The following is a 14,099-nucleotide window of genomic DNA, read 5'->3' as shown; positions in this document are numbered from 1 at the left end:
CAGCTCAGGGGCTGTAGGTGATGGTGCACTGATAGCGGCTGCTGGCTCCCACATCAATGCTTTTGCAGTGTGTGTCGGAAATCGTTGCCCCTTTGGGGATCACCCGCATCGCCTCAGCGGTGGCGAACTGCTTGGACGGCCCTTGGGCTGTGGCCCGCTTGCCGCCCGCAAGAGCCATGGATCCCAAAAGGAGGCTGGCCATCAATAGAGCCACGTGTCGCATCGTCAGCGCCCGATGGGATTGCTTCTCCATTCGGTTTACTCAGAACGAGTTCAGGTGACAGCCTTTCTGCGTTCAGCAGCCGCCTCGGCACCAGCGTTGGCGTTGCGGTTTTGGTTCAGCGTTGACTGCGGTTCGTTGATTCAGGCTGGGAACTGGAGGTGGCGGCAATAACGCTGCGGGCTGAACGGGAAGACGTCGCGATCCCCATGCGGCATCAAAGGGAACCACCACGAGAGGGATAGGTTCCGCACTTTTTGCCGGCCAGGCCAAAGCACTGGACGCGATCAGGACTGTGATCAGAAGTCTCATCGCGCCATTTTTGCCGATCCTGTGGCGTCATGCCGTCACGTCGGCTGCCTTCTCAGTGCCCCAGCCCAACGCCTTCCTAGACTTTGGAGTAAGAGACGCCGCGGTAGGTCAGAGCAACAGAATTGCGAACGGATTGGATTTGCTCAGCGCGATAGCTTTTTCCCATGTATTTCAGTTGGATTGTTGGCCTCGTAGATACTGTTTCTGTCTTTGCATATTTGTTGCCCAAGAAAGTGAGTTCCATTGAGTAAATAGGGATGGATTAAAACTTTTTGAGTTCTACGTCGTTGTAAAAAAGCCGCAAGGTTCCACTTGATACCTTGTCCTTTAGCAATTGTTAAGGCTGCGTCGGTTTGATACAAGTCCTGCTCTCCAGCCCCGTCTTGACAGGGGAAAGGGGGTTGATGCCAGTTGTGGGATGTTGTGTTGGTTGTTGTGAAGCGGTTGAAATATTTGTTGGTTTTGCTCGTGCTGTTCAACTTGTCTTGATTGAGTCTCTCAGGCTTGAGGCTTGGGGTGTTCCTTGTTTTGCGCTGTGCTGCAACGCTGGCATGCAGTAATTCTGTCTTTGTGGTGTTCCGGCAGCGTCAGCCGAAAAGGGTCCACGTCGAATTCGTAGCCGCAGGAGCAGCGGGCGTGGAACTTCAGTTTTTTCGCTTTTTTGAGTCGTTTCAAAAGGGTGACATTGCCAAAAACTTGCTCTGGCTTGAATCGCTCCAGCTTGGTGCGTTCTTCGGGGGCATCTTTGACCCGTGCCTTGTGCAGGGCGTTGCGCACGGAGTTTTCACTGCCTTTGCCCAGGATTTTGGGGATCTGAAGGATTGATCGCCCTTCCTGCAGATACAGCCGCTTGATCTCTTCGATCTCAGCACTTGTGAAGCCAGATTTCTTGCCCACCTGCTTCCTTCTTTTGATTTGAGTCTCTCAGGCGGCGCGCAAGCGCCATCCACGTTTTCGACGGCGAAATGTCAGCCTGTCGAGATGATTCCACTGGACCCACTACTGCAACGGCTGGCCGGGGTTGCCGGCATGGAGGGCGGCTCGAAGCGTCTTGTTGTTGTGCTGGGCCAGCTGGGAGATTTCGACTCGATCGAATACGCCCAGGCGTTGGTGCCGCGGCTCCCCCAGTTGGCGGCGCTTGGGGTCAAGGTTCAGCTGTTCGGCATCGGCAATGCCGCCAGCGCCGAGCGGTTTGCTGCCTTCACCGGGTTCCCCCTGCAGCAGCTGATCGCTGATCCATCACCGCTGTTGCATGAATCCCTGGGGTTGGAGGCCGGCTTGAAACTGCCCGGTGGGCCCTGGCCTGGCTTTTTACTGATGTGCGCCGGCGTGGGCTCGCCGGGCACCCTGCGCGAGGTGCTGCGCGGCTACACCGGGGATCGCTCGGCTGCCCAGATCTTCGACGACGACGAGTTGGTTGAGGCGTTTCCTCTGCCGCGCTTCCGAGGTGCTCTGTTCCGCCGGGCTGGTGGCGAGGGGTTCCAGCGGCCGTTTGAGCTCGCCACCAAGCGTCTGCGCAACATGAACGAAGTGCTCAGCAACTGGCGCACCTATGTGCCCTGTGACGACTACATCACCCAGCGCGGCGCCACCGTTCTGCTCGATGGGGATGACAGCGTGATCTACTCCCACCGCGATCTAAGCCTGCTCGGCTACTCAGCCACCATGGAACGCCCCCTGGCGTTTCTCGATGAGGTTTTGTCTGAGGGCTGAGCTCAATCGGCTGTCTTCAAGCGGCGGAAGGCTCGCGATACACCGCAAGAGCTGCCACCAATCCCCCGATGAAGCCTGCGCTGTGGCCGATCCAGCTCACGCCGGCGGGTGAAACGCCGGGGATCAACGCGATCAGGGCTGAGCCGTAGAGCCAGAACGCCACCAGGCCTAGGACGATGGACAAAATGCGACGTTCCAGCCAGCCGATCAGCAGCAGGTAGCCCAGCAGTCCGTAAACCACGCCCGAGAGTCCATGGCTGCGGGCCGGCCAGAACAGGGCGACGGGAATGTTGATCAGCAGCACCGACAGCCAGACGCTCAGGTAATCGCGCATCCCCCGGCTGAGCACCAGCCAGCTCAGGGGCAGAAACGCCAGGCTGTTGGAGATCAGATGCCCCAAGCCGGCATGGCTGAATGGCGCTGTGATGACCCCCCACCACGGTTGATCCGGGCCCATTGGCAGGTTCCACTGCCCCGCAAAGATCAGTTGGTCGATCAGCTCCTGCCCCCAGGCCAACGCCAGGATCAGCAGGGGCAGCAGCAGTCGAGCGCGCATCGTCTTGCGCCAATGATCACAATGATGACGCGAATGCTGGGCGGATGATCAGAAGCGATGTCGACGTTCTGGTGATCGGCAGCGGCATCGGTGGGCTGTGTGCCGCTGGTTTGTGTGCCCGCGCCGGCCGTGAAGTGCTGGTACTGGAAGCCCACCAGCAACCCGGTGGAGCCGCCCATGGCTTTCAACGCCAGGGTTATCACTTTGAATCCGGTCCATCCCTTTGGAGTGGTCTGGGACGTTGGCCCAGCAGCAATCCCTTGGCCCAGGTGCTGCGCGCGCTGGGGCAGACCGTCGAAGTGATTCCCTATCGCACCTGGGATGTGCTGTTGCCGGAAGGGGATCTGCGCATCGCCGTTGGCCACGACGATTTTGAGGCTGTGGTGCGCAGCCTGCGCGGCCCTGAGGTGGCCGCCGAATGGCGGCGTTTTGTGGAGGCGCTTCAGCCGATTGCCGCCGCTGCCGATGCTTTGCCCTTGCTGGCCCTGCGGCCTGGGGTGGATGGCATGGCGCAACTGCTGAAGCGCGGCGGACGCCTTTTGCCGCACCTTGCGGCGATGCGTCACCTCTCCGGTTCCTTTGGGCCCCTGGTGGATCGTCACCTCAGCGATCCCTTCCTACGCCACTGGGTGGATCTCCTCTCCTTCCTGATTAGCGGCATGCCGATGGGAGACACCAACGCTGCAGCCATGGCCACGCTGTTTGGCGAGTGGTTTGAACCGGAAGCCCATCTCGACTACCCCGTTGGCGGTAGTGCTGCAGTGGTTGAGGCCCTGGTGCGTGGCCTGGAGGCCCACGGCGGCAGCCTGCAGACGGGCACGGCGGTGCAACAGCTGCGGGTGGAGGGGAATCGTGTTGTGGGTGTGACCCTGGCCGATGGAACGCAGATTGCGGCCCGGCAGGTGATCTGTAATGCCGACATCTGGTCCACCCTGGAACTGCTGCCGAAGTCCGTGGCGCCGAAGTGGCAGCATCAGCGCCAGGCCACGCCGGCCTGCAACGGCTTCTTGCATCTCCATCTGGGCTTTGATGCCACGGGGCTGGAGGATTTGCCGATCCACACCGTCTGGGTCGATGACTGGGAGCGTGGGATCGACGCCGAGCGCAATGCCGTGGTGTTGTCAATTCCGTCGGTGTTGGATCCCTCCATGGCGCCGGCCGGTCGGCATGTGCTGCATGCCTACACCCCGGCCAGCGAGCCCTGGGAGCTCTGGGCTGACTTGGAGCGCGGCAGTGCGGCGTATCAGCAGAGAAAACAGGAGCGATGCGCTGTGTTCTGGCGGGTGCTTGAACGCCGTATTCCCGACATCCGCGACCGCTGCGAGCTGATCATGGAGGGAACGCCGCTCACCCATAGCTATTTTCTCAATGTGCATCAGGGCAGTTATGGCCCTGCCCTTTCAGCGGCTGAAGGTCTCTTCCCGGGCGTGACGACACCTCTGGCCAATTTCTGGCTTTGTGGTGCCAGCACCTTCCCCGGTATCGGCATACCCCCCGTGGCGGCGAGTGGTGCGATGGCGGCCCATGCTGTCCTCGGCCGGGAGACGCAAAACAGTCTGCTGCGGGAGCTAGGGCTTTGAAGCAGCTGCGTCATAACCTCGCTTTGGAACGCCGACGCTGTCCATGACTTCCAACGCCCGGATCGATTCGCTGCAGCTGATGCTCACGGATCTGCGCATGCGCAACGAGCCGATCCGTCACAAGGCGGCATTTCGTGGTTGCCAGCCGGAATTTCAGGCGTTGGTGAGTCGTTTGATCGAGCAGCTGGAAGGGGAATTGCTGGATGAGAAGCAGCGGTCCCGATCAGCCTCACGTCAGGCCTGATCTGAGGCTGATCGGTAGGCGGCGGGAACGAGCACCAGAAACAGCAGCCACCAGGCCATTACGCCCAGGGCCAGGGGAAGGCTGATCCAGAGCTGATGCAGCAGGCCCCAGGACCCACCCACCACAAGCACCCCTGTGGAGACGATGGACCAGGGCTGGCACCACCAGGGTTTCAGCGACCAGAAGGGCGGCTGTTCCGGAGGCTCAGCGGAGGGCGTCGAGTTCACCTGCGGCTTGCATGGCGGCGAGATCGTCGTAGCCACCAATCACGGATCCGTCGATGAACACCTGGGGGAAGGTGGTCATTCCACTGCGCTGCTGCACGGCTTGGAAGGCTGCGTCGTCGTTGATGGTGGTGACGGTGTGGAGCAGATCCAGGGTTCTCAGGATGCGCAGGGCACGGCTGCACCAGGGGCATCCCGGCAGCACGGCGATCTCGATCCGCGGCGCTGCTGTTTGGCGTGCGGGGCGGCCTTTGCGTTGCTCGAGGACCCCAATCAGGAGGTCGACGCCTTTCTGCACGATCGTGCCGGGCTCCAGGTGGCCTCCCCAGACCTGGCAGGCTCCATCCGAGAGGCTCAGGTGCAGGTGCACGCCCTCAGGGGAAAAGGTTCCATTGAGGGTGATCACCTCAAGGTCGCCTTCCAGCACGGTGGGCTCCGCCTGGCCGGGGCACTGGAACGACGCCTTGGTCAGGTTGCCAACCACGCCGAGAACGAAGCCGCTGATGCCGTCCCTCTGGGCCAGTGCTTCGAGGCTGAGGCGCAGATCACTACCGGGAGCAAGCTTCAGCGGCAGGGGTTGCATGGCGCCTCAAAAGAGTGCTCAAGATTACGCAATCTTGTCTTGCACGATATTGTTTATGTGTTGTGAGTATATTTTCACGAAATCGTGTCCCTCCTTCAAGACCTGGTTCAGGAGTTGCAGCAGCGGATCGAGGGCCAGGCTGCGGCTCCCAGCACGGCTGCGGTGGCGGATGCGGCCGGCTCGGAGCGCATCAACGTCACCCTGCCCCGCGGGGTGATGGACGATCTCAAGCGCCATGCTCTCGCTGAAGGGCGCAGTTGCGGCAATCTCGCCGCCTATCTCTTGGAAGAGGCCCTGCGTCGTCATCGCCCCCTGGGCTGAGGCTCCGTTCAATCCAGAAACTTGTCGGCGATGGCTTCCGCCTGGCCACTCTGTTGGAGCTTCAGGATCGACACCCCCATACGCGTGCGCAGATAGCTGTTGGGGGGCAACACGAATCCGTAGGTCTCATCCGAGAGGGTGAACGGTGCGATCCGCACATCAAGCTCGGGGTTCTGTTTGAGGTGGTAACGAAGCGAATGCCGATCGAAGATCAAGGCGTCGGCCTTGCGATCCAGCACCAACTGAACGGCGCTGTCGAGGCTGGGTGCTGGCACGACGCGCATCTCGCGGTTTTCCGCGAGCTCCATGCCATCGGTTCCTTCGACGACGGCGACCCGGCGGCCGCTGAGCTGTTGAGGACTGTCAATGGCTGCTTCGGTGGTCCCCGAGAGAAACAGCGTGAAGGCTGAAGCCAGGCTGGCGGTGAGGGACGACACCGCGATCAGCGAGATCACCATCCAGGCGCCGGTGATGCCCCGGCCGGTTCGTGTGATCGGCGCCTTGTCGCCGTAGCCAACGGTCGTCAACGTCACCAGGGCAAACCACATGCCGCTGCTGATGCCGGGCAGCCAGTCGCGGGGGAACTGTTCACTGTTCGTGCGCCGCTCAGCCATCCAGATCAGGCTGCCGACCACCAACAACACGCTGATCAGAACCAGAACTGAGGAGATCACGGCCCAGCCGAAGAACACCTGAACGCGACTGAAAATGGAGGGGGCCTTTAGGGGAAGAAGAATGCCCTCCTTGCTCAGGAAGTAGGGCTGGGTGAAGTCAATCCCTGCAATGGCAAGTCGGCGGGAGGTGATGCTGATCGGGCCCACCAGCACGTCGATCTTGCCGTCATTCACCGCCTCGATCCCGGCTTTGGGTGATGGCTGGGGAATCAGGTTGTAGCTGAGGTTGTTGTCTTCGGCGACGCGTCGCCAGATCTCGAGGCTGATGCCGCTGATCTGCTCGCCGTTTTTGATTACGAACGGGGCCGATCCACTGACCCCCACCTTCAGTTGATTGGCCTGCAGGGGGGTTGCGCTGCTGAAGCAAGCGAGCGCGAGGACGACGGACCAGCGCCGGACCCTTCCCATCAGCGCTGTTCCAGCCGACGCACGATCACAGCCATTGCCGCCAGGGAACCCGCCAGCGCGATCAGCAGGGCAATGGTCATGGAAACGTCAGGAAAGAGATGGTGCGCTCAGGTTGGCATCCCTGGACCCGAGCAGCCAGTCGGCCACTTCCATCCTCAGGGCATAAGCACATTCGAAACGGCCTTCCTCTTCCAGCAAGCTCAACCGTTGCTCGAGCGTGCTCAGGGTTGAACTCGCGAGCTGGTGGGGCCCCTTGCTCCGCGCCACAATGAGTCTTCTGGAGGCCCTCGAAGCTTGCGGCACGACGTCAGTCATCCAATGCAGCCAGCGCTACATATCTGCGATCTGCTCCCTTCATGACCGCATTGGAGTGGTCCTGGGGCGACAGCCCGCTCACGTTCCTGCCCCAGCGTGCCCTGTGGCGGGCTGAGGGGCGCGAGCTGTTTGTCGCAGACCTGCATCTCGGCAAGGCCGAGGTGTTCCAGGCCCATGGCATCCCCATGCCCAGCGACGGGGATCAGGGAACCCTCAATCCATTGCTGGAGCTCTGCCATGCCTGGTCACCTCAGCGCTTGTTTGTGCTGGGTGATCTCGTGCATGCCCGGATCGGCATCACCGTTCCGCTGCGCGAGACCCTGCTGGCGTTGCCCGATCTCTGTGGTTGCCCGGTGGTGCTGATCGGTGGCAACCATGACCAGGACAGCTGGATTGAAGGCTTGCCCCAGCAGCCTTCTCAGCGCTTGGACAATCTCTGGTTGAGCCACATGCCCGAACGGGTGCCCGAGCCGGGGTTGTTGAACGTGTGCGGTCACCTGCATCCCACCACCCGGATTCGCAGCCGTTCCGATCAGTTGCGTTTGCCCTGCTTCGCCTTTGATCCGGATGGGCCGCGTTTGGTGATTCCTTCCTTCGGGCAGTTGACGGGAGGCCATGACTGCGGCGAGCGTTACCAGCAATGGCTTGTGGCCGAAGGCTCCATCGTTCCTTGGTTCGATCCAATCTCCCAAAACCGAGAGCGAAGGATCGCGTGACCCAGCCTGCTGCGCCGCGACCCAGACCTCGACCCAAGCGCAGGATTCGTCTGCGCAAGCGCTGGCTGTTGCTTGCCATGCCGTTCGTAGTGTTCGGCGGTTTGATCGCCTTGGCGCCTGTGGCTCCTGAGCGCTCCGATCTGGAGGATCAAACTGTCGGTTCTGCCCTGCAGCGCGGCCGGGATGCCAAGCCGTTCAGCTACATCCCCGACGATGAGGTCTACGCACTGGATCTCGACCCAAGGCGGGTGCGCTTCGGCCTGCTGGAGGGTTGGGATCGCGAACAGGACGCCTACCAGGACAGCGCTGCTCTGGCCTACGTGTCCGGCCCGATGTATGAGCGCCATGTGGACGACGACGGCCGCGAAATTACGGTTCCTCTGGGCGATCTCAAATTCGGCAACCAGGTCTGGCGTGGGCGTAACCGCACGGCGTCACGCCAACGGGCCTACGTCGGCATCCGCCACGACGGCAGCATTGATTTCAGCTACGGGGAGCTGACCGATGACCGCAGCCGCACCTACGACACCTTCATCGGAGGCCTGCACAGCCTTTACAACGACATCGAGGAGCCGCCTGAGAGCTACAAGGGCGCCTACAGCATCAGCATGGGCCAGCGGATCCGCTACTACCTGCCGAGGATTCGCATGGTGATGGGTCTGCGTCAGGACGGCCACATGGAAGTGCTGATGAGCCGTGATGGCCTGACCCTGGAGCAGAGCAAGGAGCTGGCCCGGCGCCGGGGCTACCTGGCGGCTTATATGCCCGACCATGCCTCAAAGAGCCGCTTCATCATCCCGGGGGTCAAGGGATTCACCGAAGAAGACGCCAACTGGATCAGCGGCGGTGCCACCAGCTTTGTGCATGTCCCATACATGCTGCGGTTGAGCCCCCGCCAGATTCCGCTTCGGGGCAATTTGATCGCGGGTCTGGCGCCCAGGCTGGTGATGGATGAGGGCTGTGATGGCCCCTTCGACTGTGTGTCGTCCTTCGGAAATCACCTCGCCGATCGCGCCCTGGCGGGCTTGAACCGAGTGATGGAACAGGGCGTTGAACCTCTGGCCCGGATGATCTGGGGGCCCTCCAACCTCACCAAGCCGGGCTCGCCTGCGGATGCCGATGACCGCAGCGTCGATCTGGATCGTGCCCCCCTGCGGGAACCCCCGATCACGGCTGATCCTTTGGTGTTGCGCGAGCAGCCGGCTGTGATCCGGGAGCTGGAGCCGGCTGAGCCTGATCCGGATGACAGCTGGACCGAGCCGCAGCCCTATGTGCCGTTGCCCCCCGATCTGCCGCCGCCGATCGTTCTTGATGAGCCGATGCTCAATCCCGCTGAGGTTCTCCTCGATGAGCCAGCCCCACCGGTGATGCAGCCGCCGGCTCTGCCGCCCCTACCGCAGGCGCCCGTGCCTGCTGTTCAGGATTGAACTTTGGAAGCCGTTTGGTCCTGGTGGTCGATCCCCAGCACCCAACGTCGGGTGTTGGTGGCGCATCTCCCCCAACCCCCAACGCGCGCTGAGCAGCGGGCCTTGAGCGACAGCCTCACCTGCCGGCTGTTCGCCGATGCAGGCCAGGTGGTTGCTGCGGATGACATCGGCCGCACGATTTATGGCAAGCCGCAGCTGCGCGACTCTGCGCTGCACCACAGCATTTCCAACACCGGATCCCTCAGCCTTGGTGTGGTGGGACCTGATCCGATTGGCATTGATGTGGAAGCGCTGGACCGGCCGATGCGTGTGGCTTCTGAACTGTTGAAGCGGCGCATGTTTGCCTCGGCCGCTGATGCGACAACCTGCCTGCAGCACTGGACGTTGATTCAGGCCTGGACGGCGAAGGAGGCTGTGTTGAAGGCAGCGGGACTGGGGCTGGGTGGCGGACTTGCCAACGTGACCATTGCGCCAGATGGGGCCGCGGCATGGCTGCATGGCTCGCGTTACGCCCTCAGCCTGTGGACCCAGGATGGCTTCAGCGTGGCGGTCGCTGAGGGCATCCGTGGCTAGAGGAGGGGGTGGAGCATCGAGCAAAAGCGTGAGATCTCGTCTTCAGCAACGTCTGGCCGAGGCCAACAACTTTCAGAAGGCGTTGATCACGTCTTTGCTGGCCTGGGTGGCCCTGGGGGTGTGGAGCTATCTGATCGTCGTCCCGATCCTCTCGGCCGTGGCGTTCCTCTGGCTCGGGGTAACGGGCTGGCTCGTCTGGCGGATTTGGCGCAAACCGGCGGGCTGAACCAAGGAATTGCAATTCAACAACTTAGAGTTGCCGCCGGTTTTGATTTGCGTTCGGTGGAATTCACGGTGGTGATTCTGAGTGAGCAGGTGGGCTCCTATCCAAAAATCAATTGGAAGGAATGGAAAGATCGCAATCGCAAGCAGATGAAGAGCCAGGGAGATGTGTGGTCGATGGCAACACTTTCAGGCACCACAATTTGGGATTGTTTGGACAACAACAACATCGACCGACTTCATCTCGTGCAGTGGAAGCCTGCTGATGACACGATGTATCAGGTGAGCTTGCCGAGCCGTTGAAATTTGCCTGGCAACTGTTCGGGTTGAGCAGGTGCTTTTTTGTTTGATGCTCGTGATCAGTATCTTCTCGTTTAAAGAAGGAAAAGGAAGATCACAATGAACATTGAGCCCAACAGGAAGATCGAGTCTTCCTTTCGGTTGGAGTCAAAGGGCTCGTGGGGTTCTGGGATCATGGAAGTGACTGCTTAAGCCGGCAAGCTAAAGGACTCGCTTGTCCGTTCGCGGTTTGACCCTGTTTTAATCGCGCGAATCCGTGAGCTGAGAGCCATTCCATCGCTCACTCGTTAATACGTCTTGGAGCTCATCAATTGCATTCTGCTTTGAAGCATTCCAGTCGGGGCTTGAGAGCCTGATCAGATATTCGTGCTGAAGTCCAGAGCCTCTCTTCCGTGATGTGATGATCGAGACGTCGTCGTATCCAATGGGGAAATTGCCGCCAGATGGTGCTCCAAGGGCAGCCTCTGATGTGAACAAAAGAAAATCAAAAATCACTGGATTAAAATATTCTTCGCTTGCATCTAGGTCCCCACACGCCAGCATTTGGTCTCTGGTTTGTGGTGTGTACGTCACAAATGAAAAGCAGAACGGATCACCAGTTGCTTGCAGGTAGAGGCCCTTGAAGCGCGGCGAGCTCATCAATCAGCCTGCTGCCAGATTTGAGAGTTGGGATCCCAAACGGGTTTGGAGTAGGTCCCCTTCAGTTGTTGTTGAGGCTGATCGATGCCCAGCTGAAGATGGCAATCCCTTGCAAATTCAATCGAGTTTTTGTGGTAATCCTTCCAAGGAATCAATGCTTTGCCATCCCAAATTGGCGGTAGTCCGGTCTCTTTGAGCATCTGATCAAAAGCGTCAAAGTGGTTTTGCAGTTCCTCTGCTGTCAGCACAGCCTCTGGTCTCGGCACAAGTAGAGACTTTTTGAATGGAGCGCTCTCCATGCATGCTTCAAAATTTTTGGTGAGTTCCGTTTGATGGCTCCAGGCCTTCTGTTCGACAACTCCAAACACAACGAGGCCAACGAGCAAGAGGCCGATCCCGATGATCGAGCTGAGATGACCAACCGGCTCTTTGCTCTTGTCCATTGGCTGGTTCCTGCAGGACAAGCCTAAGCAGAAGTTTCTTCCTGGAGGTCCGCCATCGACAAAAACTCGCGACCAGGTAGGCACACAGTTGATTAAACGCTTCTGAAGCAACTCAGAGCGCCCACCCCGTATGCAATGGCAGATTTTCTACTTTTTAACTAGTTGGGAGTAGATCTGTCTTCAGGCATGCGTCTGGTACAGATCAAGCATTTGTAGGGCTGGGCGATTCGAGCTTGGCTACCAATTCGGTTGTTCAGCTGAATGCTGCACCTGATGCCTCTTCGCTCCTCTGCCCTGTTCCTGGCGCTGACGGCTCTGACGGCCTGTTCAATGCCAGACAAGAACTCTGCGTCTGATGCTGAAGCACCTGCTTCTCCCATAGAGCAAATCTCCAGCGTGAAGGCCGTGGCTGTGACCGATGCGCTCCCCTACAGCGCCAAAAATGGACAGCAGTGGGAAGGTCTGTCACATGAGGTCCTGAGTGTGATTCAGGCTGAACTCGGTGGAGATTCAAGCCCTGACATCATTGAGGTGGCCAGCGTCAAAGCGGCTGGTGAAGCCCTCAAGGATGGTTCCGCGAACATCGCCTGTGGCGTGGGCTTCAGTTGGGACCGAGCCAAGGAATTGAGCTACTCCCTGCCTTTTGCTGTTGGCGGTGTTCGACTCCTCACCACAGCTGATATCGATGGAACGCCTGCAGAACTGAAGGGCAGGACCATTGGAGTGATTAGGGATTCTGTCCCAGCAAGCGTTGTGGCGAAGCAGTTACCTGAAGCCGAGCCCAAGCCGTTCGACTCTCCTGCGGCTGCTTTGGATGCCCTTCAGCAAGGAACAGTGGATGCCATTGCCAATGGCGCCCTCTGGGCCAAGGCCAATCTCGATGCGGTCCCTGGCAGCAAGGCCGTACCGGAGCGTCCGTACGGTCGCTCCGCCGTCGCCTGCGTCGTCAATCCTGAGAACCATGCGTTGCTGGCCAAGGCCAATGTTGCCATTGCCCAGTTGCTCCAGAACTACATCGATGGAGATGAAGAAAGCACCACTCGGATCAACCGCTGGATCGGTCCCGAGAGTTCTGTGGGCCTTTCTGGGGAGGCGATTGCCGCTTACTACAACGCTGTGCTGTCGACCGTGACAGGGATTAACACCCAGCCCGACTGATTTTCCTGCAAAACCATCAACATTGACCGAATCAATTCAATGAACCCAACAACCCTTCTTGGAACACTGATCCTGCTCAGCACTTGGAGCAGTGTTGGCGCCACTGAAACCGGCACCTATTCCGTTCAGAAAGCCGACAACAGAATTGAGCAACGCATTGCCGCTGCACGCAGCAACAACAGTTGGTCTCCCTTTCTCAACAAAACGACCAATCAATCGTTGGATATCGCTGCATGGGGGAACGGCCGCGGACGTGGCTGGGCCAACGGCGGTGGCGGTGGTGGTGGCTTCGGTAACGCCCGTGGTGGTGGCTGGGGCAATGGTGGCGGTGGATTTGCCAATGCCCGCTATCGAGGTGGCTTCGCGAACTGGTGAAACAGAGAGCAAGCTTTACAGCCTTCCGTCGAATGCTCAAGACATCACCCCGTCAGCAATGGCGGGGTTTTTTATGCCTGATCAGCCGTTGGCCGGCTTGGTCAGCTTGTAGAGGTTCAAGGCGAAAAGGGCCATGCCGAAGCTGCCAAACGCGATAAGCAGGTCCTGGGTGGTGAAGGCCATGGCTCTCGTTACAAAACTTTGTTGATTAATGTAACGGAGGCGCAGGGATGCGTCGTCAAGTCGTTCCTGGGGGGGGCTGTGGGCAGCCCTCTTTTTTATGACCTACCCCTTTGGTGCCATCAAGACAGACCTCGAAAAAGCATTCAGGCTCCCTGACGCTCCACCGCTTGAGCAGCCTCAGAAGCAAGACCCTGCTGAGCTGAGCGAGTCAGAGCGATCGACGGTTCTGTTTGAGCACCCAGGCGTCTGAGGCGTCCATACTCAGGGCCCATCAAGGGATCGACCCATGGCGGTGCTTGGACGTCAGGCCATTCTTCAAGCAGTTGATGAGGGTCTGATCGCGATCACGCCTTTCAGTGCCGACCATGTCGGGCCTGCATCTGTGGACCTCACCCTCGGCTCCACGTTTCGGGTGTTCCGCAAGGTGCATGAAGTGATCGAGGTTCGCGATCACACCGACTACCGCGAATGCACCGACAAGCTGGAGATCCCAGAGGGCGGACACATCTTGATCATGCCGGGGGAGACCGTGCTGGGGATCACCCGCGAGCGGGTCAAGCTCGGACCAGGCCTTTGCGGTTGGCTTGAGGGCCGCAGTCGCTTTGCTCGCCTGGGGTTGATGGTGCACATCAGTGCACCATTTATGGGGCCGGGGATCGACAGTCAGCAGGTGCTGGAAATGAGCAATTTCGGCCCGGCTCCACTGGCGGTGGTGCCGGGCACGCTGATCTGTCAGTTCATCTTTCAGCGGATGGATGGTGAAGAGCACTACGTGGGCCGCTTCGCTGGGCAGAGCCAGAGCAGTTTTTGAGGGGGGGAGGGTGATGCCTTTCGTCAGTCTGATTACCTCCTTTGAGAGGAATTAAGGAACCCAACATTGGTATCGAGGCGTTAACTCCCTGCACCGCAGCGG

22 protein-coding genes are annotated in these 14,099 nt (G+C 59.7%); 12 read left to right on the top strand and 10 right to left on the bottom strand.

Translation table 11 applies throughout. From position 1 onward, the window contains the following. Nucleotides 1-4 precede the first annotated feature (4 nt). The 3 genes from FZZ90_RS03435 to FZZ90_RS03425 all read right to left on the bottom strand — a co-directional run bounded on the left by FZZ90_RS03435 (nt 5) and on the right by FZZ90_RS03425 (nt 1,429). The gene (locus FZZ90_RS03435) at nt 5-253 is read right to left on the bottom strand and encodes a hypothetical protein (protein ID WP_226424342.1); all 249 of its coding nucleotides are present in this window, start codon (nt 251-253) and stop codon (nt 5-7) included. Nucleotides 254-608: 355 nt separating this feature from the next. Continuing rightward, nucleotides 609-776, bottom strand: coding sequence for a DUF4278 domain-containing protein (locus FZZ90_RS12870; RefSeq protein ID WP_226424341.1), 168 nt, complete (start codon nt 774-776; stop codon nt 609-611). Nucleotides 777-1,030: 254 nt separating this feature from the next. Continuing rightward, nucleotides 1,031-1,429 carry a hypothetical protein gene (locus tag FZZ90_RS03425; protein ID WP_226424340.1) on the bottom strand — a complete coding sequence of 133 codons (399 nt, stop codon included), beginning with the start codon at nt 1,427-1,429 and terminating at the stop codon, nt 1,031-1,033. A gap of 84 nt (nt 1,430-1,513) precedes the next feature. Between FZZ90_RS03425 and FZZ90_RS03420 the strand changes: the two genes are divergently transcribed. Beyond that, nucleotides 1,514-2,245, top strand: a complete 732-nt coding sequence (locus tag FZZ90_RS03420; RefSeq protein ID WP_226424339.1) for an AhpC/TSA family protein — start codon at nt 1,514-1,516, stop codon at nt 2,243-2,245. 16 nt (nt 2,246-2,261) lie between these two features. Here the strand turns inward: FZZ90_RS03420 and FZZ90_RS03415 are convergent, their stop codons facing one another. Further along, nucleotides 2,262-2,801: a rhomboid family intramembrane serine protease gene (locus tag FZZ90_RS03415; protein WP_226424338.1), complete on the bottom strand. Its 540-nt coding sequence runs from the start codon at nt 2,799-2,801 to the stop codon at nt 2,262-2,264. Between the two features lie 44 nt (nt 2,802-2,845). Here FZZ90_RS03415 and FZZ90_RS03410 point away from each other — a divergent pair, with 44 nt between their 5' ends. Beyond that, complete coding sequence (locus FZZ90_RS03410; RefSeq protein WP_226424337.1) at nt 2,846-4,381, top strand: NAD(P)/FAD-dependent oxidoreductase; 1,536 nt, start codon at nt 2,846-2,848, stop codon at nt 4,379-4,381. 43 nt (nt 4,382-4,424) lie between these two features. Continuing rightward, nucleotides 4,425-4,625 carry a hypothetical protein gene (locus FZZ90_RS03405; RefSeq protein ID WP_226399143.1) on the top strand — a complete coding sequence of 67 codons (201 nt, stop codon included), beginning with the start codon at nt 4,425-4,427 and terminating at the stop codon, nt 4,623-4,625. Here FZZ90_RS03405 and FZZ90_RS03400 read toward each other — a convergent pair. Then, nucleotides 4,616-4,852 carry a DUF6737 family protein gene (locus tag FZZ90_RS03400; RefSeq protein ID WP_226424336.1) on the bottom strand — a complete coding sequence of 79 codons (237 nt, stop codon included), beginning with the start codon at nt 4,850-4,852 and terminating at the stop codon, nt 4,616-4,618. The two genes, FZZ90_RS03405 and FZZ90_RS03400, sit on opposite strands and share 10 nt — an antisense overlap. After that, nucleotides 4,830-5,432 carry a PCC domain-containing protein gene (locus FZZ90_RS03395; protein ID WP_226424335.1) on the bottom strand — a complete coding sequence of 201 codons (603 nt, stop codon included), beginning with the start codon at nt 5,430-5,432 and terminating at the stop codon, nt 4,830-4,832. The genes FZZ90_RS03400 and FZZ90_RS03395 overlap by 23 nt, the downstream gene beginning before the upstream one ends. A gap of 84 nt (nt 5,433-5,516) precedes the next feature. Between FZZ90_RS03395 and FZZ90_RS03390 the strand changes: the two genes are divergently transcribed. Further along, entirely contained in the window at nt 5,517-5,753 is a 237-nt protein-coding gene (locus FZZ90_RS03390) for a CopG family transcriptional regulator (protein WP_115009451.1), read from the top strand. Nucleotides 5,754-5,761: 8 nt separating this feature from the next. On the opposite strand, the gene FZZ90_RS03385 is transcribed toward FZZ90_RS03390, so the two are convergent. Beyond that, nucleotides 5,762-6,835, bottom strand: coding sequence for a transporter substrate-binding domain-containing protein (locus FZZ90_RS03385; protein ID WP_226424334.1), 1,074 nt, complete (start codon nt 6,833-6,835; stop codon nt 5,762-5,764). 87 nt (nt 6,836-6,922) lie between these two features. Then, nucleotides 6,923-7,102 (bottom strand): hypothetical protein, encoded by a 180-nt coding sequence (locus FZZ90_RS03380; RefSeq protein WP_226424333.1) that lies wholly within the window; start codon nt 7,100-7,102, stop codon nt 6,923-6,925. 89 nt (nt 7,103-7,191) lie between these two features. Here FZZ90_RS03380 and pdeM point away from each other — a divergent pair, with 89 nt between their 5' ends. The 5 genes from pdeM (at nt 7,192) to FZZ90_RS03355 (ending at nt 10,391) form a co-directional block, all read left to right on the top strand. After that, nucleotides 7,192-7,866 carry a ligase-associated DNA damage response endonuclease PdeM gene (gene pdeM, locus FZZ90_RS03375; RefSeq protein ID WP_226424332.1) on the top strand — a complete coding sequence of 225 codons (675 nt, stop codon included), beginning with the start codon at nt 7,192-7,194 and terminating at the stop codon, nt 7,864-7,866. A 77-nt stretch (nt 7,867-7,943) separates the two neighbouring features. Continuing rightward, entirely contained in the window at nt 7,944-9,293 is a 1,350-nt protein-coding gene (locus FZZ90_RS03370) for a hypothetical protein (protein ID WP_370631023.1), read from the top strand. A 3-nt stretch (nt 9,294-9,296) separates the two neighbouring features. Continuing rightward, nucleotides 9,297-9,866 (top strand): 4'-phosphopantetheinyl transferase superfamily protein, encoded by a 570-nt coding sequence (locus FZZ90_RS03365; protein ID WP_226424330.1) that lies wholly within the window; start codon nt 9,297-9,299, stop codon nt 9,864-9,866. Nucleotides 9,867-9,894: 28 nt separating this feature from the next. After that, a complete protein-coding gene (locus FZZ90_RS03360) occupies nt 9,895-10,092 on the top strand; it encodes a hypothetical protein (RefSeq protein WP_226424329.1) in 198 nt (65 codons plus the stop codon). Then, the gene (locus tag FZZ90_RS03355; RefSeq protein WP_370631015.1) at nt 10,071-10,391 is read left to right on the top strand and encodes a hypothetical protein; all 321 of its coding nucleotides are present in this window, start codon (nt 10,071-10,073) and stop codon (nt 10,389-10,391) included. The genes FZZ90_RS03360 and FZZ90_RS03355 overlap by 22 nt, the downstream gene beginning before the upstream one ends. A 237-nt stretch (nt 10,392-10,628) precedes the next feature. On the opposite strand, the gene FZZ90_RS03350 is transcribed toward FZZ90_RS03355, so the two are convergent. Together FZZ90_RS03350 and FZZ90_RS03345 are read right to left on the bottom strand one after the other, a co-directional pair. Then, nucleotides 10,629-11,027, bottom strand: coding sequence for a hypothetical protein (locus FZZ90_RS03350; protein ID WP_226424328.1), 399 nt, complete (start codon nt 11,025-11,027; stop codon nt 10,629-10,631). Further along, on the bottom strand, nt 11,027-11,470 hold the full coding sequence (locus tag FZZ90_RS03345; RefSeq protein ID WP_226424327.1) for a hypothetical protein: 444 nt from the start codon (nt 11,468-11,470) through the stop codon (nt 11,027-11,029). The genes FZZ90_RS03350 and FZZ90_RS03345 overlap by 1 nt, the downstream gene beginning before the upstream one ends. A gap of 273 nt (nt 11,471-11,743) precedes the next feature. Here FZZ90_RS03345 and grrP point away from each other — a divergent pair, with 273 nt between their 5' ends. The 3 genes from grrP to dcd all read left to right on the top strand — a co-directional run bounded on the left by grrP (nt 11,744) and on the right by dcd (nt 13,997). Further along, nucleotides 11,744-12,628, top strand: coding sequence for an extracellular substrate binding-like orphan protein GrrP (grrP, locus tag FZZ90_RS03340; RefSeq protein ID WP_226424326.1), 885 nt, complete (start codon nt 11,744-11,746; stop codon nt 12,626-12,628). Nucleotides 12,629-12,667: 39 nt separating this feature from the next. After that, nucleotides 12,668-13,003, top strand: coding sequence for a GrrA/OscA1 family cyclophane-containing rSAM-modified RiPP (gene grrA, locus FZZ90_RS03335; RefSeq protein ID WP_226424325.1), 336 nt, complete (start codon nt 12,668-12,670; stop codon nt 13,001-13,003). 469 nt (nt 13,004-13,472) lie between these two features. Continuing rightward, nucleotides 13,473-13,997 (top strand): dCTP deaminase, encoded by a 525-nt coding sequence (gene dcd, locus FZZ90_RS03330; protein WP_226424324.1) that lies wholly within the window; start codon nt 13,473-13,475, stop codon nt 13,995-13,997. Nucleotides 13,998-14,099: the final 102 nt, after the last annotated feature.

Source organism: Synechococcus sp. MU1617, from assembly GCF_020514235.1.
GTDB lineage: Bacteria > Cyanobacteriota > Cyanobacteriia > PCC-6307 > Cyanobiaceae > Parasynechococcus.
The sequence above is the reverse complement of the archived record's forward strand: the minus strand, read 5'-3'. Positions and strand labels throughout refer to the sequence as shown.